Genomic DNA, 22359 nt, shown 5'->3' on the forward strand with positions numbered 1-22359 from the left:
TATTGGTGTAGCATTCATTTAAGATAAAGATATTTGACAGAAAATTTATTGGATAACGTTCAGATCAATTTTGATAGCGGGGCTCTTTGGACAATGAACATTGTTTTGGCTTTTGTTATGTTCGGAATAGCATTGGAAATTTCTGTAAAAGATTTTAAACAACTTTGGCAAGGCCCGAAACCTGTTTTGGTAGGTGTTGTAAGTCAGTTTCTTTTGCTGCCGGCACTGACTTTTGTATTGGTCTGGATGATAGAGCCATACCCTAGTATTGCTTTAGGTATGTTTATGGTGGCCGCCTGCCCTGGAGGTAATATCTCTAACTATATAACACATTTAAGTGGGGGTAATGCAGCTTTGTCTGTTTGTTTAACTGCCATTGCCACCTTATTGGCCATAATTATGACCCCTTTTAACCTTCAGTTTTGGGGTTCGTTTTATGAGCCCACTTCAAAGCTGCTGGCATCTGTAAATATAGAGCCTTTAGAAATGGTGAAACTAGTGGCATTGTTGTTGGGCCTGCCTTTGGTTTTGGGGATGTTGGTAAATAGATGGAAGCCCGTCATGGCTTTAAAAATGGCTAAAGTATTTAAAATAGCTTCTTTAGTGTTCTTTGTGTTTTTGATATTTCTGGCCCTTTTTAAGAATAGGGAAATATTCATGGATTATATTTTGTATGTTTTTTGGATCGTTTTGCTGCATAATATACTGGCGTTTGCAACAGGTTTCAGTGTTTCTAAAATATTCTTGTTGAGCGATAAAAATGTAAAATCAATTACGATAGAAACAGGAATCCAAAATTCTGGTTTGGGACTTTTATTGATATTTACTTTTTTTGACGGTTTGGGGGGAATGGCACTTTTAGCTGCCTTTTGGGGGATTTGGCATATAGTATCTGGTCTTTTGTTGGCTAGTTATTGGAGTATTAAACCTGTTGAGGATAAAAAATTAGTGTGAAGAATTTTATTTATAACCTAGTTAAGCTCTATGTAAAAACGGGGCTTCATACCCATCACAGAAAAATTGAAATTACTGGTCTGGAGAATGTGCCAAAAAATAAACCGGTACTTTTTTTACCAAACCATCAAAGTGCTTTAATGGACGTACTGCTGATTGCGGTAGATTGTAATAGAAAACCTTATTTTCTTACCCGTGCAGATGTTTTTGGCAAACCCTTGTTGAATTATATTTTTAATTATTTCAGAATGATTCCCGTATACCGTATGCGGGACGGGAGAAACACTTTGAGTAAAAATGATTTGATTTTTAATAAGTGTGCCGAAATATTAAATGCGGGAGAGTCCATAGTAATGTTTCCAGAAGCCAATCATAACCTTAAACGTAGGGTTCGGCCCTTGAGCAAAGGGTTTACAAGAATACTTTTTAGGGCTATGGAGAGAAACCCAGATCTGGACATACAAATTGTACCGGTAGGATTAAATTATAAGAATGCTACCAGTTTTCCAGACTCGGTAGCCATTTGTTATGGAGAGGCCATTCCCTTAAAACCCATGTATCTAAAAAACGATATAGTAAAAACGGAAAAAGAGGTTAAAGAGAGGGTAGTAGATAATCTAAAGCAATTAACAACACATATATCTTCAGAGAAGAACTATGATGAAATAATCACATATCTAAACAAGCAGAAGGCAGATTTCTTAAAGCCGAACACAGTAAACCAATTGGTGGCTAATATTAAGCCCGGTAATTTGCCAAGTACGACCATGGTAACTACGAAACAAAAAAAATCTTTGTTGTATCCCCTTTTTGTGTTGTTGAATTTACCTGTATGGGCCTTTTGGCATTATTTTATGAAACCAAGGGTTTGGGAGTTGGAATTTACGGGGACATTACGGTTTGCAACGGCCTTGTTAGGGTTCACGGTCTATTGTGTGGTTTTATTGATAGGCTTTTCCTTATGGGTAAGCCTTAAGGTCGCAATACTGATCATAGCGGCTATTTTTCTATTTGATTGGATGTATATAAAATATCTGGCCCGTTCATAGAATGCCGATATAAAAAGGTACAAAAAAAAGGCTCTTGATTTTCAAGAGCCTTTTTTTCATTTTTAGGAAAACGATTAAATATCGTCGAAACTTACATCGGTAAAACTACCGCTAGAAGTTTCCGGGCTTGTTGCATTAGTTGCTGCCGGCTCCTCTTTTTTGAAGTCTTTTTGGTGTCTTTCAGAAATTACCTCAGTGCCTTTTTCATTAATAATAAATTCCATCATTTCTTCTACATTTTCCTTGAAGGCCTCAAAATCCTCTTTGTAAAGGTAGATTTTATGTTTTTTGTAATGGAAAGAACCATCTTCATGAGTGAATTTCTTACTTTCTGTGATGGTTAAATAATAATCGCCTGCTTTTGTGCTTCTTACATCAAAAAAGTAAGTCCTTCTGCCTGCTCTTAAGACTTTAGAGTGAATTTCTTCTTGATCCATTAAATCTCTTTCGCTCATTTCCTATAATAATTCTATGGTTAGTCTACCAAAAATGAAAAAAAAAAAACTATTCAACAACAATTTTTTAATTTTCTTTACCAGATAGTTGATTCTCGTAAAGTTCTTTATAGTAGCCTTCCTTAGAATTTAATTGGTCATGAGTACCTTCTTGTATAAGTCGGCCGTCTTCTAAAACCAGTATTTTGTCAGCATTTTTAGCGGAAGAAACCCTGTGGCTTACAATAAGGGTAGTCTTTTCTTTTGAGGCCTTTTTTAAATTGGACAGTATTTCTTCTTCCGTCTCTGTATCTACCGCAGATAGGCAGTCGTCAAAAAGATATATTTTCGGATTTTTCATAAGGGCGCGGGCTATGGAGACCCTTTGTTTTTGACCTCCGCTCAAGGTAATGCCCCTTTCGCCCAGAACGGTATCGTAACCTTTACTGAAGCCAATAATATTATCATGAACAACGGCTTCTTTTGCAATGGACATCACTTCCTCGTCAGAAGCATCTTGTTTACCGAATTTGATATTGTTCTTTATACTGTCCGAAAATAAAAAGGCTTCCTGCGGTACCGCCCCTATACTTTCTCTTAAGCTGGTCAGGTCTATTTGCTTTATAGGTATGCCGTCTATTAGAATTTCACCAGAACTAACATCGTATAACCTTGCGACCAGATCGAGTATGGTAGATTTTCCTGAACCTGTCTTGCCTATTATAGCTACGGTCTCACCGGCATTTATCGTAAAAGATATGTTTTTAAGGGCTGTAATCTCAGTGTCCTCATAGGTGAAGCTTACATTTCTAAACTCTATTTTGCCTTTAATGTCCTTCAGTTGTATAGAACCATTTTTAAGTTCAGAATCTTGTTTCAAGAATTCATTTATTCTTTTTTGGCTAGCTTCGGCACGTTGTACAATAGATGTTAACCAACCAACAATGGCCACGGGCCATGTGAGCATATTTACATAAAGAATAAATTCTGCAATAAGGCCCACACCTATTTCTCCCCTTAAATATTGCATGCCCCCGATATAGATGACCAAGATGTTGCTGATGCCGATCAAAAGAATCATTAACGGAAAGAACCAAGCGTTCACCCGGGCCAGGCTCATGCTTTTATTTTTTCCTTCATCGGCCAATACTACCAACTCTTCATTGGTCTGTGGCTCAAGGGCATAAGCCTTTATTACAGAAACCCCTGAGAAAACCTCTTGTGTAAAGGTCGAAAGTGAAGAAAGGTATTCTTGAACTATGGTACTTCTTTTATGTATTACCTTACTTATCTTATATATCAATACGGATAAAATGGGAAGTGGAATCAGGGTGTAGGCCGCCAGCGTTGGGGCTTTTATGAACATTAAGGGTACAAGGCAAAAAAAAAGGGTAAGTGTTTGTATACCGTACATAATTGCAGGACCTGCGTATAATCGAACTTGGTTAACATCTTCACTGATACGGTTCATTAAATCACCCGTTCTATTTTTTTTATAAAAATTGAGACTTAATTTTTGATAGTGGTCAAAAATCTCATTTTTTAAGTCATATTCAATATAGCGAGATACGTTGATGATAGTTTGACGCATTAAAAAAGTAAAGAAACCAGAGAGCAAGGCGGCGCCCACAATAATTAAAATGTACTCTAATAAGAATGACTTGGCTTCGGTCTTGGCTATTTCTGAATTTATAAACTGCTCTACCACTGTAATGGTCTTATTTACGTAAGACGGCATTACAAGTTGAAAAAGTCTTGCGATTATGGTAATAATGATTCCAATAAACAGCTTGGGCCAGTACTTCTTAAAATATTTGTTCAGGTGCCTGAGTTCCTTCATGCAAAAAAGCTAAGTAGCAAAGTTAAATTTTAGATTTGCCAAAGATAGGTTTTTGACTATAAATCAAGTGTTATAAATAACCTAAGATAATTATGAATGCGGTTTGTTGTCGATATTAATATAGAAATGGACGAAACTTAAAAATAAGATGGGAATGGTTTTGTGGCACTTTAAATAGATGCTTACTTTTGCGCAGAAATAATCAATCATAACAAAAGTTCTTTAACATGCTTACAAGAAGGCACATTAGGGTGAAGGTAATGCAGTGTATTTACGCCTTGATCCAATCCAAGGATGATTCCCTGCAAAAACAGGAAAAATTTTTAAAGGTAAGTATAGAGAACACATATACACTTTATTTGTTGTGGTTAAGCCTTTTTGTTGAGATACAGAAGAGAGCGTCCGAACAGTATAGGCTTTCTGCCAAAAAATATCTTAATGATACAAAACAAAATTATCCGAACGAAGAAAAATTCATAAAGAACGGATTGCTTCTTCAACTGGGGCAAAATCAATTGTTGAAGGATGAGTTGTCTAAAAGAAAATTGGACAACTGGTATTTGAACGAGGAGTACGTAAAACTTATTTACAAAGCTATCGTAGAAAGTGATTTATATGATGAATATATGTCAAAACCAGAAAGTAGCTATAAAGAGGATAAAGAACTCATAATAGAGCTTTTTAAGAATATAATCGCCCCTAACGATAAGATCTACGAATACTTTGAGGACGATAAACTTACATGGATTGATGATATTCCTATTGTAAACACCTTTATTCTTAAATTATTCAAGAAGGCCAAGGGAAATGAATCTTACGGGTACTTTTTGCCTAAACTGTTGAAAGATGATGAGGATATGACCTTTGCCAACAAGCTACTTTCCAAGACATTGTTGAAAAATGACGTTTTTGAAAAAGAGATAGAAGGTAAGACACCAAATTGGGACAAGGACCGTATTGCGGAGGTTGATTCCATTCTCTTAAAAATGGCGATATGCGAACTTTTAGAGTTTCCTTCGATTCCGGAAAAAGTTACGATCAACGAATATCTTGAGATCGCAAAAGAATATTCTACCCCTAAGAGCAGTATTTTTATCAATGGTATTTTAGATAAACTTACCAAAGAATATAAGAAAGATGGGAAGCTAAATAAACTGGGTAGGGGGCTGTTATGAAAATATTTTCTAATTTTGTGCGAAATATAAAAAAAATAAATAATGAAAAAAGTAGTTTTTGCCCTTAGTGCGGTAGCGTTATTTGCTTTTACTTCCTGTAAAGATAATGCATCAAGTAAAATTAAATCCGATAATGTTGCAGAGGCAGCAGCCAGAGATGAGGCGGCCAAAGCGTTACCAGTTATGTCATTTGAGAAATCGGAACATGATTTTGGTACTATCGAACAAGGTACACCACAAGAAACCGCTTTTAAATTTACAAATACAGGTAATGCCCCGTTGATCATAACAGATGCGAAAAGTAGCTGTGGTTGTACAGTGCCAAATCCTCCAAAAGATCCTATTGCACCAGGGGAGTCTAGTGAGTTGATCGTTAAGTTTAACGGTTCTGGGCAAAACCAGGTTACAAAAACCATAACGGTTACGGCAAATACGGAAAAAGGTTCTGAAGTTCTTAGAATTAAGGCTTTTGTAAACCCTAAAGGAGCAGCTCCACTAGGACCTGTTAAGTAAGTTTTAATTTAATATATATTTAGATAATGGGTGATATAGGACAGTTTCTTCCAATGATTTTGATATTTGTGGTCGCATATTTTTTTATGATCAGACCTCAAATGAAAAGACAAAAGGATGAGAAGAAATTTGCAGCGGAATTAAAACGTGGCGATCGTGTAATAACTAAAAGTGGTTTGCACGGAAAAGTTGTGGAATTAAATGATAAAGACTTTTCATGTGTCTTGGAGACTATGGCAGGTAAATTAAAGTTTGATAGATCGGCCATATCAATGGAGATGAGTAAGAAATTATCCGCTCCCGAGAAAAAATAGCTGAATTTTTAAAGTATAAAAAAGCACCAATTTTAAAGTTGGTGCTTTTTTTATGGGATAAAATAGGGTCATCTATATTTATCGTTCAATCCTCTGCCTTCTATAATCATAGGTAAGATTTTTGCAAGCCTGGAAGTTTTTGTTTTTTCCTGTTTGGCACTGGTAATATATTCGATATACTCCTTTTGCTTATATGGCGTTAGAGAATTGAAAGCCTGTTTTGTATCTGGGTTATCGATAAAGGCATTGCTTAATAGTGAAGGTATCTTTGGTCTGGATGTGCGTTCTTTTTTTAGGGGAGTCAGTTCTATTCCCTTTCGCTGATTTTCTATAGCCTCGTTGATATAGGTGTCAAGAACAGTTTTGTCTATCTCGTCTATTCCGTTGAACTTCCAGTGCCTCATAGCCTTGGTTTTACCTTTTTGGGCATTTTCCAATACTTTATGGGGGTCTTTTAAAAAGACACCGTTAAAGAACCAGATACCAAAGTGATTTTTAAACTTACATATGGCCAACACATTTTTATTGTTCAGTGTGTAGGTGGGGAAACTCCATTTAAAGGTTTCTTCCAAATCGGTTTTTAATACGCGATCCCTTAAAAGGGAAATAGCTTTTTTATAACGATGCTCTTCATTATAATAAGCTTCGATTTTTTCCGATTTTTCCATGATGTTAGCTTTTGGCAGCTGTAAGTTCGCAAATTTTGACGATAACTTCAACGGCCTTCTCCATGCTTTCTACGGGCACATATTCGTACTTGCCATGAAAATTATGGCCGCCAGCAAAAATGTTAGGGCATGGTAGTCCCATAAAGCTGAGCTGAGACCCGTCTGTGCCTCCTCTTATAGGTTTTATGATAGGTTCGATGCCTATCTGTTTCATGGCCTGTTCCGCTATTTCGACAATATGAAAAACGGGTTCTACCTTTTCTCTCATGTTGTAATATTGGTCTTTGATCTCAATGCTGATAGCATTGGCATGTGTTTTATTTAGCGTTCGAACGATGTTTTCCAATGTGGTTTTGCGTTCTTCGAACAATTGACGGTCGTGGTCGCGAATAATCAGTTCTATTTCAACATTTTCTATGGTTCCGGTAAAATGATGTATGTGAAAAAAACCTTGTCGGCCCGAGGTTCTTTCGGGTACTTCATTTTTGGGGAGTAGCGAAACAAGCTCATTACCTATTAAAATGGCGTTGACCATTTTGTTCTTTGCATAGCCCGGATGCACACTTTTTCCCGTAATCGTGATCTTGGCTCCGGCAGCGTTAAAATTTTCATATTCCAGCTCTCCAATTTGACTTCCGTCCATCGTATAGGCCCAATCGGCGCCAAATTTTGCAACATCAAAATTATGGGCTCCCCTTCCAATTTCTTCGTCGGGGGTAAACCCTACTTTAATGGGGCCATGTTTTATTTCTGGATGAGCGATGAGGTATTCCATGGCCGAGATTATTTCTGCGATTCCGGCCTTGTCATCGGCGCCCAGCAGGGTAGTGCCGTCTGTAGTGATCAGTGTTTTGCCTTTGTATTGTAATAAATCTTCAAAATAATCGGGAGATAGTACAATGTTTTTTTCTTTGTTCAGTACAATATCTTTTCCGTCATATTCAGAAATAATCTGCGGATTAACATTTTTTCCCGAAAAATCGGGGGAAGTATCAAAATGGGAAATGAACCCAATAGTGGGTACGTCATGATCAACATTACTGGGCAACGTAGCCATTATATAGGCATTTTCGTCAATATGTACGTCTTGCATGCCGATCTCGGTAAGTTCTGATACGAGTTTGTTGGCAAGGTCCCATTGTTTTTCCGTACTTGGGGTCGTGTCCGATGCAGGGTCACTTTGGGTATCTATTTTTACATAACTGATAAAACGATCAACGATGTTTTTCATATACTGGATTTTGAATCAAAAATAGGTTTTAAATTGTATTTTCGTACCTAAGAAAAGATTGAAAAACGATATGATTTTTTTAAAGAAACTCTTTTTAGGGGTATTATTTATACTATTTTCAACGACATTAATGGCCCAAGAAGATTGTGTTTTGGGGGTCGGTTTTACCGATGATGCCATTCTTATAGATGTTTTTCAGATGAGTGAGATGCAACAAAAGCAACTGGCCGATTTTAAGGGGGAACTGAAGCATAGGAACGAACTTTTAAATGCCCAATTAGAGGATATTGCCACGCGCCACCCACAAAGTACGGTAGAAGAGCTTACCGAGTTGGCTGGTAAATATAATGGTATCATGGACAGTATGCGATTGGTGCAGGCAACAATAGATAAGAGGGTTTTGGCTACTTTTAATCAAAAACAATATGATCGGTATTTATCTTTATGTAAAGAGGCGAACCGTACACCGTATGTAGTGGAGCCTAAGGTGTACGGCGACAGTATCATAAAAAAACAATGATTTCTATTTTTGATCATATTTTGTCTAATATCAAAAAAGTATATCCCTTTCAGTTCGTATTTTTGCCGCAAACCAAACTCGCATGTACAAATCCTTAATTCGCCCTATTTTCTTTTTGCTTGATCCCGAAAAAGTTCATCATATCAGTTTTTCTTTGATCAAGATTTTTTCGAGAATCGGTGTTTTAGGTTTGTTAAAGCCAATGTTCGTATTAAATGACAAACGATTGGAGCGTGAGGTCTTCGGAATTAAGTTCAAAAACCCGGTTGGTTTGGCAGCAGGTTTTGATAAGAACGCCGTACTCTATAACGAATTGTCGAATTTTGGGTTTGGTTTTGTCGAAATAGGGACCCTAACACCAAAACCCCAAGACGGGAACCCCAAAAAAAGACTGTTTCGGTTAAAGGCCGATAATGCTATTATAAATCGCATGGGTTTTAACAATGAAGGGGTGGCCAATGCGGTGGCACAATTAAAAAAAGAACATAAAGTTCTGATCGGGGGTAATATCGGTAAGAATAAAGTAACTCCGAACAGCGAGGCTGTACAGGATTATCTGATCTGTTTTAACGCCCTGTACGATTATGTAGATTATTTTGTTGTAAATGTGAGTTCCCCCAATACCCCTGGGTTACGAGAGTTACAGGATAAGGAGCCGTTAACGGCTTTGCTGATGAGGTTAGAAGAGGAAAACAACAAATTGTCCGCTGAAAAAGGAGAAAAACGGAAACCTTTACTATTAAAGATAGCCCCTGATCTGACCAATGATCAATTATTGGACATTATCGATATTGTAGAAGATACAAAGATCGATGGGGTAATAGCTACGAACACTACTATTGAGCGTACAGGTTTAAAATCTGACCAATCGTTATTGGCAGAAGCGGGGGGACTTAGTGGAAAGCCCTTAAAAGATAGAAGTACCGAGGTCATAAGGTTTTTGGCGGAGAAGAGTAATAAGGCATTTCCCATTATTGGGGTTGGAGGTATTCATTCTCCACAAGATGCATTGGAAAAAATAGATGCCGGGGCAGATTTGGTTCAAATTTGGACAGGCTTTATTTATGAAGGTCCCAGTTTGGTAAAAAAAATAAACCAAGCCATTTTAGATAGGGCTTAATAGCCGCCCTACTGCTCAACTTGGTTTAAATACATTGCATGTTGCTTAATGTTTGGTCCAATAATCTATAACCAGTACATCGTCTAAATGAGGGCCAAGAACATCGCCAAACGCTTTGTGGTCGGGGTGCGGTAAGTAAACTGCACGATCTTCCTCACTTTTAAACGTTAGAAAAAAGCTATGGGTAAAACCTTTGTCCAGACCTTCGGGACTATTGTTGGTACCCCATTCATAACCATAAATTTGTGGAATTTTTGAAGGTAATGCGGAAAAAGCTTTTTCTACTTTCTTAATATCGGATGGGGAGGTGCCCTCTTTGAACTTGAACAAAACAACGTGTCTTAAAACACTGTCGTTGGCTTGTGTCATATTGCTTTCTACCATTTTATTGTTGGTGTATTTGTCATATGTCTTAAAGCTAAATAAGGTAAAGGCCAGTAAGGCGAAAGCTGCTATAAATTTGTATTTCATCGGTTTATATTTTCTACAAGATAAGGAAAATACAATTAGCTTATTATTCGTAATTTTCTGCAATCTATAAGAATGTAAAACACGTTGGATTATTCTATATTACTTGCTTTTTCTTTAGCTACCGCTACCTTGGCCATTGCTCCCGGACCTGATAATATTTATGTGTTGGTGCAAAGTATTTCTAATGGCAAAAAATATGGATTGGCCACGGTGGCCGGTTTAATGACCGGTTGCTTGGTGCACACTTCTTTACTGGCCTTTGGGGTGTCTGCCCTGATAAGGAATACCCCATCTTTGTTTTTTGGGATAAAGGTTTTTGGGGCCGTTTATCTACTTTATTTGGCGTATCAGGTTTTTAAGAGTGATGGAGATATATATCTGGACAATGTAGGGAAAACCGATAAAAAGCTGATTACCTTATATCGCCAAGGATTTGTCATGAACGTTCTAAACCCTAAGGTCACTATTTTTTTTCTTGCATTTTTTCCGGGATTTTTATTCTCCAAAGAATTGGATAATGTGGTTCAATTTTATGTATTGGGCCTGCTTTTTATTTTGGTTTCGTCCCTTGTATTCGGGGCCATAGCTTTACTTTCTGGTAGTATAGGTGACTTTTTGAAACAAAACGGAAAAACAGGTTTTTATCTTAAATGGTTACAAATAATAGTTTTTGTTAGCTTAGCGTTTTACCTGGTGTTAGGTGAGTAGTATTGTTGTCAATTTTGCTTTCTTGTAAAAGCTAGTTTGTATTTTTACATATATATGTCCGACACAAAAGTAAAATTAATAGAATGCCCTAGGGATGCCATGCAGGGCATTAAGGATTTTATTCCTACAGAGGATAAGGTCAGGTATATTCAGTCGTTGCTAGGCTGTGGCTTTGATACCATAGATTTTGGCAGTTTTGTTTCTCCCAAGGCCATACCACAAATGGTGGATACGGCAAAGGTTTTGTCAATGTTGGACCTGTCAAAGACCAAGAGTAAACTTTTGGCCATTATTGCAAACGTACGTGGAGCGCAAGATGCCGTGCAACATCCGGAAATAGATTACCTGGGTTTTCCATTCTCGATTTCAGAGAACTTTCAAATGCGTAATACCCATAAAACCATAGCACAATCGGTAGAAACGCTGCAAGAAATCTTCAATATAGCCGATAAGGCAAATAAAGAGGTAGTTACCTACATATCTATGGGCTTTGGAAACCCTTACGGAGACCCTTGGAATGTGGAGATAGTAGGGGAGTGGACAGAGAAATTAGCCTCTATGGGCGCTAGAATATTATCCTTGTCCGATACCGTAGGAACATCGGACGCCGAAACTATCGATTACCTTTTTACTAATCTGATACCTAAATATCCGCATATAGAGTTTGGTGCACATTTACATACTACCCCTACCAAATGGCACGAAAAGGTAGATGCGGCCTACAAGGCGGGATGTAGAAGATTTGATGGAGCGGTTCAGGGCTTCGGGGGTTGTCCTATGGCTAAAGACGAGTTAACGGGCAACATGCCAACAGAGAAACTTCTTTCTTATTTAACAGAGCAAAAAGCTGAAACGGGCGTTAATTGGATGGTCTTTGAGGCGGCCTATAACAAGGCTACTGAGTTGTTCTCAAAATACCACTGATTTTTTATGAGGTAGGGTCTTATGGTCCGGTTGGTGTATCAGGTTGTTTTATTGTCAGTAACAGTCTAATTTTAATTGTCCATTTTCTTCAAATTCACTCAACGGTCGATCTAAGGAGGTTTGCGTGCTTTTTTCTATAATATCCAGAACGGCATTTTGCATTTGTATAGACCCACAGACCATAACATGGCCGCCGGTAGAAAAAGTATCCAGCACCAAGGTTAGATTTTCTTTGATTAAGTCTTGAACATAATTATTGGAATTTTCTCTGGAATAGGCAACATGTAATTGGGTTAATTTATTCGATTTAAGGGCATTGTCCAATTCGTCTTTATAGATTTCTATGGATTTTTTGTTTCTGACCCCTAAAAATAGATGAATGGGAATATGTTTTTTGTTTTCATGTAACATGCCAAGAAACGGGGCTAATCCTGTTCCGTTGGCGATTAGTATTACCACAGGCGATATTTGGGGAAAATGAAATTTCTCGTTCTTGTTGATGTACACCGGTATTTTAGTGTGTATTTTCAATTCGTTTAAGTAATTGGAGCAGACGCCTAAATCATGCTTTTTTATACTTAAGAGGATATCATCTTTGATTCTTGCGATGGAATAGGACCGCTCTATCCCATCTTTATCGGGTATAATGCCCGCTAGATCACCAGATTTAAAAGACGGTTTTTTTTCTGGTCGTAATTTTAATAGAAAGGTATTGTCCCCGTTCGGACTGGTTTTTTCTACTACTTTAAAAATAGATGGTTTTGAGGGTTTCTTTTTGATGATTGTATTTTCCAATTGAATCTGCAACCCGGTTTTTTCAGACCATTTTTTGGTCCAACGGTGAAAATCGATAGAATTTTGATTGTTTATTTTATGAATAGGCAGTGTTTCTTCAAAACCATCTTTTTTGCTTATTAAATGGTCTATTTCTATTGCATAGGCACAATAATTGGGGTATTGTTTAGAACCAAAACCTACTACAGAATATTTTAGTTCGTTCAAGGGGGAGATGGTTTCAAATTTGGACTTGAATTTTCTGGCATTGCTCGTAGACTCACCATGGCCGTAGGTGGCTGCTAAAATAATCAGATGTTCGGCTTTGTTATAAGTAGTGTACTCGTTCATATGCGCCATATAAACTGTTTCTCCCGCATTTATCAGGGCTTTTTTTAATTGTTTGGCAAAGTTGAACGTAGAACCGGTTTCCGAAGCCACCAAAATAATATGTGTAGATTCATCTTTATGGGTTGCGGCAGTGTCTATTTTGGTGTTATTGACTCTTTTTCTCCACATTATAAACCCTGAATAAATGAAAAAGAGTATAGAGATGCTCACTATAAAAAGCACTATGGACCATATGATAGATCCTTGCCCTGTATGTAAAACCAAGCTCCACTGCTTGGCCAAAAAACTGAAAGGGTAATATACTTCGCTTAGTATTTCACCTGTATATTGATGTACGTATAGTTCTTTGTCTTTAAGTGAAATTTCAAAATAGTCCTCAGGGTCTTCTGAAAACGGGAAGTTCACGAAACGGACTTCATGCAGGTTTAGCTGCTTTAGCAAGGCAAGATCGGCAGGTTTTTTGTCCAGGTCTATCTTGGTTTCTGATATTGATATTTGATGTTTAAGTCGGTTTAATGGTAGTAGATTAAATTTTTCAGCCGAGAGATAGACGCCGGTTACAGAGACAATTATAATCGGAATTAAAGTCCATCTACCAAAAACTACATGGTAGTACATTTCAAAGTACTCTTTCTGTACTTTAGAAAATAAACGTAATACCCCCCCTTGTCTTTTTATGATCAATAAGAGTCCGGTAAAGGCGATAAGACACAATAAAAGAGAGGCAATGCCAACAAAGGCCCGCCCTAAACCCTTTAAGAACAAAGAACGGTGCAAGGTTCTTGTAAAGGAATAAATAGCGGATTCGGGTTTTGGGCTGCCTAGGTTGCCCCCAGTTAAGGGGTCTATGTAGATGGTCTCGTTATTTCCCTTGTTCGTTACTAAGGAAGCGAGTACGAAATCATTTTCATCTACCTCTATACTGAGAACTTCATCGTAGGTACTGTTCAAGACGTCAATGGTCTGGGCCAATGAGATTTTTTCAATATCGTGCGTACCATAGGGTAATACGGCCTTTTGGATCGGCTCAAATGATAAGATGAGCCCAGTGACCGATGCTAGAATTAAAAAAAGTGATGAAATTAAGGCCAAAAGTAAATGGCTGTACCTCCAAATAGATAGGGTCATAAACCTTTTTATTGTTGAATCATACGTATGTATCGTATGAAACCTTTGCCTTCTATTTTTGAGTTTAGATTTTCTTGGGTAAGGTCGAACTCTACATCATCTTTGTAATATTCTTGGTCCTCTACGGCAGACTCGAACCTGATTTTATAGCCCGAATCAATTTTATCTTCAGGTATGTGGAGAATTGTCATTTTACGTTGTCCTCCGGTAACCGTTTCACCTGTAATGGCATCGATGTCGGGTCTCTTTTGGCCGTAGTACTTTTTCCACCATTCTTCAAGGTCGCGGTACCATTCATTGTCATCTCCTTGTACATAAAGTGTTTCTATATAGTCATTGTTCTTATCTAAAATAGATACTACTATATATGCACCTTCTCCAGTGTAATTGGTCAGCTGTATCATACATTTATAGTTGATGTTTTTAGGTGGGATGGTAAAAGCTCCTAAAACAAAAATTAAACCTATGGCTACAATTAAATTTTTTATATGTGTTTTCATGTTTTTTCCGCTGTTGGCATATACCAACAATTTTCTATAATTGATAATGTATGTGTCTTAGAACTAAATTTTTGGGGCTACTTTAGAAATGTTAAACCTATTCCATGTTTTTTTAATTGCTCGTTTTCATTCGCCAAATCATAGACACTTTCTTCAAAATCTGTTTTTATGTTTTTATCCGCTCCTATTTTAATAAGGTATCGTAAGATATCATCATTTTTAGAGGTCATGGCGGCTATATGTAAGACAGTATTGCCATCGTTGTTTTTTTTGTTGATGTCAATGTCGAATTCTTCTAGGCGTTTTAGTAGCTCAAGGTTGTTTTCTTTGGCGGCCAAATGCAGTAACGTATTTCCGTTGTTTTGGGTCTTGGTTAAGTCCAAGCCATGTTTTTGTAACAAGTTAAGTTTGCTTTCGAAAATTTCTGGATTCTTGGCATTATAATTTCCAAGAAGATAAAATGCTAGACTATTCCCCTTCTTGTCGGTCGTATTGATATCCGCTCCTTTTTCCAGTAAGAAATCGATAACTTCAACCTTGTTTTTGTCAACGGCCATAGCTAGGGCAGAGCGTCCGTTCTTGTCATGGGCGTTAATATCCTCAACATAGTTGAACAAATATTTTACAACCTCTAAGTCGTTGGTTCTTGCGGCGTTCATAAATGGCGTTGTCCCGGATGCATCCTGTTTTTTTACATCGACACCGTTTTCAATAAAAAACCTGTAGGTGTCAATATCTTTGTTGCGACCAGAGATATAATGAAGAGGGGTTTTACCTTCCTTATCCGCAATATTTACTGGTATACCCAGTTCTTTTAGGTATTTATACACTTCCAAAGTGTTTTGGGTGCGCCTTGTACCTTGGCTGGCTAGAAGCATGGCATTACCACCTTTTTTGTTGATAGTGTTATATGGAAGCCCTTTTTCTACCAATTTCTTTAACACCGGAATGTTTCCGCCTTTGACCGCATAGTTGAAAATACCGTTTTCATATATGTCTATACTATTTATGCTAAGTCCTTTTTCTACAAAATAATCTATGATTTCAAAGTCTTTCGCGAAAGAAGCTGCCAATAAAAGGGCATTGGCCCCATCATGATTTTTTTCGGTTTTTAGGTCAGCACCATTCGCCAATAGAAAATCATACATTTCAGTGTTTAATTGACCTGTTACGGCAGCAAAATTTGCAACGGAATACCCATGGCTATCTTCAATATTTACCTTGGCCCCCTTTTGTACCAAGTATTTTAATATTTCCAAATTGCTGGTGTTAGCAGCCCAAAAGGCATAGGTTCGACCGTCATGGGTCAATTTATCCACATTGTTTCCTTCTTTGCCCAACAAATATTTAATGGTACTGTTGTCCGTTTTTGCCAATAGGGCAAAACAAACAGGGTCGAACATAGAACTTGTTAGCTCGGTTGGGTCATTGCCTGCGGCAATATCTTTTTCGATTTGCTCTATTGACGGGTTTGTTTTCCAATAATTTCTATTCAAGAATTTATTCTCTTGAGCCGATGTTAGGGTCGTTATGAATAAAAAAAACGCGACGGTGTTTATGATCTTATTTCTCATTTTTTTATTGTGTTACAAAGGAATCTATAATGGACTCTATCTTTTTGTCGGTAGTTACTTCATCATCAAATAGATGTTTGTACAATACTTTGTGGTCTACTTTTTCCTTTAGTGTCAAATCTGTATTTCGTGCAAAAACCTTATCCCACTTAGCGCGCACCAAGGCCCATTTGTCTTGGTTTTCCTTCCACCAGTCAGAAGCGGCTTGGCAACGTTCGTCAGGAACCCTTACGTAGGTGTTATATCCTTTTTCTTTTGCCAATACTATGTCTTCCTTGCCGGACTCTCTTATTATTTTTTCATTGTCTTGGTCGTGCACCCAGCCGTTATCGGTAATTTCATGGCGGTTCCCTCTCATGGTAAGGTTGTAGTCGCCACGGGTCGTATACTCTCTTCTAGGTAATGGGGCCGGGGTGGTGTTTTCCCAGAAACTTTTACCGTCTACATGTACCCATGTCGCCGAGCCTTCATAACGTGGACTATCATCTACCTGATATACTTTTTGTGTCCATTGCCCTTTTATTTGAGAAGGATCTTCCTTTTTATAGGTCCATTCGTTGTCGGCATTATATAGGTAAAAATCAGTGTTCTCGTACAACCAATCTTGTCTCCAATGTTTTACGATCATAGGCTTAGATGGGTTGCCGACTTGCAGTAAGTGCTGTATCGATATTTTATCGTCTTCATCGGTTACCAATTGAGCCCATTCCAAGCCCTTGTCAATTTTTGTTTTAGATGGACGATATAAAGAATCGTTGCTATAATTGAATGTTTCCGCAAAATTGAAGGTTACTTCAAAACAACCGCACATGCTCTTAATGGCGTCTTGGTCTTTTTGTTTTTTGTTCTCGGCATTTTGTGCGAATGCGGTGATACCGGTAAACAATACGAGGTATAGTAGTCTTTTCATTATCATGTTACTCTTTAAGTATTAGAAATTCGAAAGCAAAAATATAAATTTAATTTAGATTGAATAAAAATAAGGGACTATATTTGCTCAAAATTATTAGGAATGAATCTAAATAAGGTTTTTGTATCTGTTCTTCTTTTTGTTTGTGCGGCTGTTGGTTTTGCTCAGAAGTACGAAACTTCCAAAGATTCGATACTTGTACAAGATCTTGATGAGGTGGTAGTCACCGCTACCCGAACAATTAGGCAAATGTCTTCGTTGCCATTACCTGTCACCTTAATAAATAAAAAACAACTACAACAGACCGGTGTAACCCGTTTGGATCAAATATTAAGAGAACAGACCGGAGTAATTTTAACTCCCGATGCCACTACGGGAGGAGGCGAAGGGGTACAAATGCAAGGTATCGCTTCAGATTATATTTTGGTACTGATAGATGGTGTACCTATGGTGGGGAGAAGTTCAGGTAATTTGGACCTGAGTAGATTCGCTATTGGCAACGTTAAGCAAATTGAGGTGGTAAGGGGGCCTTCTTCCAGTCTTTTTGGGTCCGAAGCTTTAGGAGGGGTCATCAATATAATAACGGAAAAACCGACAAAAGAGATTTTCTCCGGAGAGGTATCTCACCGCATCGCAACGTTTAACAATCAGAATACGAACCTTAGTTTAAGTCAACGGGCCAAAAAATTTGGCTATTCGATATTTGTTGATAGGTTAAGTACCAATGGTTATGATTTGACGCCTGACCAAGAAGGGCAGACCGTAGATCCGTTCTTTAATTATACTTTTAATGGGCGGGTGTATTATGATCTAGATGATAAATGGAAGTTTTTTGCCTCAGGCCGTTACTTCTTTCAAGAATTTGATGTGGCATCCGGGGCCAGTGAAGAAAAGGATGGCAATGCACAGTTAAAAATAGACCATAAGGTTTCCGATAAAAGCAACTTTCAATATGAGTTGTACTATACCAATTATATAACCGATGAAAGTTCTGTCGATGCCGATAATGGTGAAATATTATTGGAAAACGATTTTAACCAAAAACTGTTAAGACCTGAAATACGCTATAATCTGGCATTTAAGGAAAATAACACTTTAACTATTGGTGGGGGGTATAATTTTGAAATACTTACACGCTCTTTATTTTCTGACAAGGTTACTTTTGACTCCCAATATTTATATGCCCAGTACGATTTTAAGCCCTTGGAGAACGTAAACGTAATTGTGGGCGCCAGGTTCGACCATCATAGTGAATACAATTCACAATTTAGTCCAAAAATCTCTGCAAAATATGATGTAACCCCATCTTTCGCCATCAAGGCATCGGTAGGTAGTGGGTTTAAAGCGCCCGATTTTAGGCAATTATATTTAGATTTTACCAATGCCGTCGGCGGAGGTTACTCTGTTTTTGGTAAAGAAGTGGAAGAGCAAGGTATTCAACGATTAGAGGACAATGGTGAAATTGCTACGTTACAGGTTTCTCCAAATGAGTTGGGCGAGCGCTTGAATGCCGAGAGTTCGGTAGGTTATAATCTCGGATTTGTTGTAAAAAAGGGAAAAGTAAGTTCTGAGCTGAACTTTTTCAGAAATGATTTTAAGAACCTTATAGATACTAGGATATTGGCCTCTAAAACAAATGGTCAGAATGTATTCGGATATATAAATAGGGAAAGTGTTTATACCCAAGGTTTGGAAGTTGATATAAAATATAGGCCTTTTCAAAATCTAGATCTTTCTGCCGGATATCAATTACTATATGCCTACGATAAAGATAAAGAAGCAGAAATAGACAACGGGAATGTATATGCCCGAGATTCAGAGACGTTACAAACGGTGAGTGTATCCAGGTCCGATTATTTTGGATTGGAAAACAGGTCGCGTCACACGATTAATTTCAAGGTTTTCAAAGAAATTCCTGCATGGAATGCAAATGCCAACTTAAGGATCGTCTATAGGAGCAAGTTTGGTATGGCAGACCGTAATGGTAATGATATTTTGGACACTTTCGATAATTCTTTTGTCGATGGCTATGCCTTGTTAAACCTCACTGTTGCCAAAACCTTTCATGATCATTTTCAACTTCAGGCAGGGGCTTTGAACCTTTTAGATTACCAGGGGTCAAACCCATTGGCCGCTAGCGGTACAGAAGTTTTAATTAATCCGGGAAGACAATTATTCACAAAACTTAATATTAAATTTTAAATACCATGAAAACCACATTAAAGTTATTTAGCTTACTATTTATTTTTACGGCATTTGTTAGCTGTTCCGATGACGATGGCGATTCGGCTTCGGAGTTCGTTATTACAGAGGTTTCGCCAACTTCGGCAACCGTAGGGGCAGAAATCGTTATTACAGGAACAGATTTCCCTACCGATACTTCCGATATTTCTTTGACTTTTAATGGTGTTGAGGCTACTATCGTTTCTGCTACCAGTACAAAAATTGTTGCTACGGTACCGTCCGGTGCTTCGACCGGAGAGTTACTATTGGTTGCTAATGGTTATACAAAATCGTTTCCTACAGATTTTACAGTGCTATCCGATTTGGTCTCAGAGACGGTAAGCAACTTGGAAGCGCCTCAAACAGGAGGACAAGGAGAGCCTGTTGGAGGGCCTTTTACAAAATTCAGTTTCGAATCAGGTGCCGTAACCGATAGTGAAACCGATTGGGACATTGCCTTTAGAGGAACTACTATTGCTGTAAATGGAGGAACTGCTACCGGTACCGAAGATGAACCTGTTCGCAATGGTGAAGCAGGGGTTTCTATTGAAAGCGGTGTTTTCTCTGATATCACAAGTGCTGAGGGTCTTACTTTTACTCAAGATTCGGAAGGAGCTTTTGCCATCGCCACAGGGAGCGATAATGGCTGGTATAATTACAATTCCGCAACCTATACTATTGCGCCTATACCCGGAAAAATATTAGTGTTCCGTACGCATGACGGTAAGTATGCAAAAGTGGAAATCATAAGCTATTATAGAGATGCACCAGCGGAACCGGATCCTTTTTCAGACGAATCTAGGGTATATACATTTAACTATACCTATAATCCGAATGAAGGAGAGACGGCATTGGAATAGGTGGTAATATTATAGATTTAATGAAAATCCGGCTACGTAATAAGTAGCCGGATTTTTTTTTGGAGAATGGTACTATATGGCGAGTCTTTATGATAGATAGTGTTGGGATCCCCCCCCCTGCGAACTGTTCCAGTGTAATTTTGTTTTAAATCAATCTAAATATAAACAATTGTTTTTCAGTTATTTATATTGTTTCTATCTGTTTTTTCTTTTAAGTTTAATATGAATCAAAAAACAAAATGTTATGTCGATAAGATTAGGTAATAGTTGTGTTAACTGCGAAAATTTGATAGAAGGAAACATATGTAAGATCCATGCTGTCAAAGTGGGAAATAGTTATACATGCGATAGTTTTGAAATGAAAGCGACCCTCAAGGATAAAGAAAATTGTGTGAGCTGTGTACGCTATGAGACCAGCGATTGTGCCAATCCACAAAAAGCGGCTCCGGGTATGTCATGTAGCCATTGGGCTCCACAAAATGCTACCGCCTAGATAAAAAGGGTGTTATATGAAGAACCTAATAAAGTGCGTTCTCATTGTACGAAAGTTTAATATAAAGCTATGTACTTTTCTATGCCTTAAAACCAATTAAAAACACTATATTTGCACGCAATTAAATCCTTAATTGCTATGCAAGCCCACCAAAACAAAATACTAGGAGAAGGTCTTACTTACGATGACGTACTCTTAGTTCCTGCGTACTCCGAAGTACTACCTAGAGAAGTTAATATTCAATCGAAATTTACTAGAAACATTACCATTAATGTTCCTATCATTTCTGCGGCCATGGATACCGTTACCGAATCGCGTATGGCCATTGCCATGGCACAAGAAGGTGGTATCGGTGTATTGCATAAGAACATGACCATAGAGCAACAGGCCTTAAAGGTTCGTAAGGTGAAGAGAGCGGAGAGCGGAATGATCCTTGATCCCGTTACCATGCCATTGAACTCTAAGGTAAAGGATGCCAAGGCTAATATGAAAGAGCATAGCATTGGAGGTATACCCATCGTTGATGATGAAGGTAAGCTTATTGGTATTGTAACCAATAGAGATCTACGTTTCGAAAAAAATAATAATAGACCAATTGCCGAGGTAATGACCTCTGAAAATTTGGTGACCGCCGGTGAGGGTACTTCGCTCTCGGAGGCTGAAGATATACTGCAAGAACACAAAATAGAAAAGCTTCCGGTTGTAAACGCCGACAATAAATTGGTCGGACTTATTACCTTTAGGGACATCACGAAATTGACACAGAAACCAATTGCCAACAAAGATCAATATGGTCGGTTGCGCGTAGCCGCCGCTATAGGGGTTACCGGTGATGCGGTAGATAGGGCGGAGGCCTTGGTCAATGCCGGTGTTGATGCCGTGGTTATAGATACCGCACATGGCCATACCAAAGGGGTGGTTTCGGTATTAAAAGAGGTAAAAAGTAAATTTCCAGAGCTAGAGGTTATCGTAGGTAACATTGCGACTGGTGATGCCGCCAAGTATTTGGTGGAGGCTGGTGCAGATGCTGTGAAAGTGGGTATTGGCCCTGGGTCAATATGTACGACCAGGGTAGTGGCCGGTGTAGGTTTTCCACAATTTTCAGCGGTATTGGAAGTTTCAGCGGCAATAAAAGGGTCGGGTGTACCTGTAATTGCGGACGGTGGTATTAGATATACCGGCGATATTCCAAAAGCAATTGCTGCCGGAGCCGATACAGTAATGTTAGGATCCTTATTGGCAGGTACCAAAGAGTCTCCTGGGGAAACTATTATTTATGAAGGTAGAAAATTCAAAAGTTACCGTGGAATGGGCTCTGTAGAGGCCATGAAGCAAGGTAGTAAGGATCGTTATTTTCAAGATGTAGAAGATGATATTAAAAAATTGGTTCCCGAAGGTATCGTTGGGCGTGTGCCCTATAAAGGAGACCTGTTCGAAAGTATACATCAATTTATAGGAGGTTTACGAGCAGGTATGGGCTATTGTGGTGCCAAGGATATTAATACCTTAAAAGAGACCGGGCGCTTTGTGAAAATAACGGCCAGCGGAATCAACGAAAGTCATCCGCACGACGTTACCATTACCAAAGAGTCTCCTAACTACAGTAGGTAATATTTACAGTTTAA

The 22359-nt window shown here is 38.2% G+C and carries 22 protein-coding genes; 13 read left to right on the forward strand and 9 right to left on the reverse strand.

Annotation, left to right across the window (positions count from 1 at the left end; genetic code table 11):
• Positions 1 to 33 precede the first annotated feature (33 nt).
• Both J8L85_RS07985 and J8L85_RS07990 read left to right on the forward strand, forming a co-directional pair.
• Complete coding sequence (locus J8L85_RS07985) at positions 34 to 954, forward strand: bile acid:sodium symporter family protein (RefSeq protein ID WP_247656581.1); 921 nt, start codon at positions 34 to 36, stop codon at positions 952 to 954.
• A complete protein-coding gene (locus tag J8L85_RS07990) occupies positions 951 to 2003 on the forward strand; it encodes a lysophospholipid acyltransferase family protein (RefSeq protein ID WP_211016155.1) in 1053 nt (350 codons plus the stop codon). The genes J8L85_RS07985 and J8L85_RS07990 overlap by 4 nt, the downstream gene beginning before the upstream one ends.
• Before the next feature lie 74 nt (positions 2004 to 2077).
• Here the strand turns inward: J8L85_RS07990 and J8L85_RS07995 are convergent, their stop codons facing one another.
• Both J8L85_RS07995 and J8L85_RS08000 read right to left on the reverse strand, forming a co-directional pair.
• Positions 2078 to 2458 (reverse strand): PUR family DNA/RNA-binding protein, encoded by a 381-nt coding sequence (locus tag J8L85_RS07995; RefSeq protein ID WP_211016157.1) that lies wholly within the window; start codon positions 2456 to 2458, stop codon positions 2078 to 2080.
• A gap of 67 nt (positions 2459 to 2525) precedes the next feature.
• Positions 2526 to 4277, reverse strand: coding sequence for an ABC transporter ATP-binding protein (locus tag J8L85_RS08000; RefSeq protein WP_211016158.1), 1752 nt, complete (start codon positions 4275 to 4277; stop codon positions 2526 to 2528).
• Between the two features lie 227 nt (positions 4278 to 4504).
• Here J8L85_RS08000 and nusB point away from each other — a divergent pair, with 227 nt between their 5' ends.
• Genes nusB through yajC form a run of 3 tightly spaced genes read left to right on the forward strand, consistent with a single transcriptional unit; the run spans position 4505 to position 6279 of the window.
• Positions 4505 to 5452 (forward strand): transcription antitermination factor NusB, encoded by a 948-nt coding sequence (gene nusB / locus J8L85_RS08005; protein ID WP_211016160.1) that lies wholly within the window; start codon positions 4505 to 4507, stop codon positions 5450 to 5452.
• 42 nt (positions 5453 to 5494) lie between these two features.
• Positions 5495 to 5965 carry a DUF1573 domain-containing protein gene (locus J8L85_RS08010; protein ID WP_047246024.1) on the forward strand — a complete coding sequence of 157 codons (471 nt, stop codon included), beginning with the start codon at positions 5495 to 5497 and terminating at the stop codon, positions 5963 to 5965.
• Between the two features lie 26 nt (positions 5966 to 5991).
• The gene (gene yajC / locus J8L85_RS08015; protein WP_047246023.1) at positions 5992 to 6279 is read left to right on the forward strand and encodes a preprotein translocase subunit YajC; all 288 of its coding nucleotides are present in this window, start codon (positions 5992 to 5994) and stop codon (positions 6277 to 6279) included.
• Positions 6280 to 6347: 68 nt separating this feature from the next.
• Here the strand turns inward: yajC and J8L85_RS08020 are convergent, their stop codons facing one another.
• Together J8L85_RS08020 and pepT are read right to left on the reverse strand one after the other, a co-directional pair.
• Positions 6348 to 6947, reverse strand: coding sequence for a DUF1801 domain-containing protein (locus tag J8L85_RS08020; protein ID WP_211016163.1), 600 nt, complete (start codon positions 6945 to 6947; stop codon positions 6348 to 6350).
• A gap of 4 nt (positions 6948 to 6951) precedes the next feature.
• Positions 6952 to 8178 (reverse strand): peptidase T, encoded by a 1227-nt coding sequence (gene pepT / locus J8L85_RS08025; protein WP_211016165.1) that lies wholly within the window; start codon positions 8176 to 8178, stop codon positions 6952 to 6954.
• A 70-nt stretch (positions 8179 to 8248) separates the two neighbouring features.
• On the opposite strand from pepT, the gene J8L85_RS08030 reads away from it, so the two are divergent.
• Together J8L85_RS08030 and J8L85_RS08035 are read left to right on the forward strand one after the other, a co-directional pair.
• A complete protein-coding gene (locus J8L85_RS08030; protein ID WP_211016167.1) occupies positions 8249 to 8698 on the forward strand; it encodes a hypothetical protein in 450 nt (149 codons plus the stop codon).
• A gap of 82 nt (positions 8699 to 8780) precedes the next feature.
• Positions 8781 to 9818 (forward strand): quinone-dependent dihydroorotate dehydrogenase, encoded by a 1038-nt coding sequence (locus J8L85_RS08035; RefSeq protein WP_211016169.1) that lies wholly within the window; start codon positions 8781 to 8783, stop codon positions 9816 to 9818.
• 45 nt (positions 9819 to 9863) lie between these two features.
• On the opposite strand, the gene J8L85_RS08040 is transcribed toward J8L85_RS08035, so the two are convergent.
• Complete coding sequence (locus J8L85_RS08040) at positions 9864 to 10289, reverse strand: Dabb family protein (RefSeq protein WP_348771734.1); 426 nt, start codon at positions 10287 to 10289, stop codon at positions 9864 to 9866.
• Positions 10290 to 10373: 84 nt separating this feature from the next.
• On the opposite strand from J8L85_RS08040, the gene J8L85_RS08045 reads away from it, so the two are divergent.
• Together J8L85_RS08045 and J8L85_RS08050 are read left to right on the forward strand one after the other, a co-directional pair.
• Positions 10374 to 10997 carry a LysE family translocator gene (locus J8L85_RS08045; RefSeq protein WP_211016171.1) on the forward strand — a complete coding sequence of 208 codons (624 nt, stop codon included), beginning with the start codon at positions 10374 to 10376 and terminating at the stop codon, positions 10995 to 10997.
• A gap of 54 nt (positions 10998 to 11051) precedes the next feature.
• Entirely contained in the window at positions 11052 to 11921 is an 870-nt protein-coding gene (locus J8L85_RS08050; protein ID WP_211016173.1) for a hydroxymethylglutaryl-CoA lyase, read from the forward strand.
• Positions 11922 to 11975: 54 nt separating this feature from the next.
• On the opposite strand, the gene J8L85_RS08055 is transcribed toward J8L85_RS08050, so the two are convergent.
• The 4 genes from J8L85_RS08055 to J8L85_RS08070 form a co-directional block, all read right to left on the reverse strand.
• Entirely contained in the window at positions 11976 to 14174 is a 2199-nt protein-coding gene (locus J8L85_RS08055) for a PepSY domain-containing protein (RefSeq protein ID WP_211016176.1), read from the reverse strand.
• An 8-nt stretch (positions 14175 to 14182) separates the two neighbouring features.
• Positions 14183 to 14674 (reverse strand): DUF2271 domain-containing protein, encoded by a 492-nt coding sequence (locus tag J8L85_RS08060; RefSeq protein ID WP_211016177.1) that lies wholly within the window; start codon positions 14672 to 14674, stop codon positions 14183 to 14185.
• A 77-nt stretch (positions 14675 to 14751) separates the two neighbouring features.
• The gene (locus J8L85_RS08065; protein ID WP_211016178.1) at positions 14752 to 16248 is read right to left on the reverse strand and encodes an ankyrin repeat domain-containing protein; all 1497 of its coding nucleotides are present in this window, start codon (positions 16246 to 16248) and stop codon (positions 14752 to 14754) included.
• A gap of 4 nt (positions 16249 to 16252) precedes the next feature.
• Complete coding sequence (locus J8L85_RS08070; protein WP_211016179.1) at positions 16253 to 17158, reverse strand: DUF6607 family protein; 906 nt, start codon at positions 17156 to 17158, stop codon at positions 16253 to 16255.
• A 102-nt stretch (positions 17159 to 17260) separates the two neighbouring features.
• Here J8L85_RS08070 and J8L85_RS08075 point away from each other — a divergent pair, with 102 nt between their 5' ends.
• From J8L85_RS08075 to guaB, 4 genes are all read left to right on the forward strand, one after another.
• Positions 17261 to 19360, forward strand: coding sequence for a TonB-dependent receptor (locus J8L85_RS08075; protein ID WP_211016180.1), 2100 nt, complete (start codon positions 17261 to 17263; stop codon positions 19358 to 19360).
• Between the two features lie 5 nt (positions 19361 to 19365).
• Entirely contained in the window at positions 19366 to 20241 is an 876-nt protein-coding gene (locus J8L85_RS08080) for an IPT/TIG domain-containing protein (protein ID WP_211016181.1), read from the forward strand.
• A 244-nt stretch (positions 20242 to 20485) separates the two neighbouring features.
• Positions 20486 to 20734 (forward strand): hypothetical protein, encoded by a 249-nt coding sequence (locus J8L85_RS08085; RefSeq protein ID WP_211016182.1) that lies wholly within the window; start codon positions 20486 to 20488, stop codon positions 20732 to 20734.
• Between the two features lie 138 nt (positions 20735 to 20872).
• A complete protein-coding gene (gene guaB / locus J8L85_RS08090) occupies positions 20873 to 22345 on the forward strand; it encodes an IMP dehydrogenase (RefSeq protein ID WP_211016355.1) in 1473 nt (490 codons plus the stop codon).
• The last annotated feature ends 14 nt before the right edge of the window (positions 22346 to 22359 follow it).

The sequence above is a fragment of the Maribacter sp. MMG018 genome (assembly GCF_018100785.1).
Taxonomy (GTDB): domain Bacteria; phylum Bacteroidota; class Bacteroidia; order Flavobacteriales; family Flavobacteriaceae; genus Maribacter.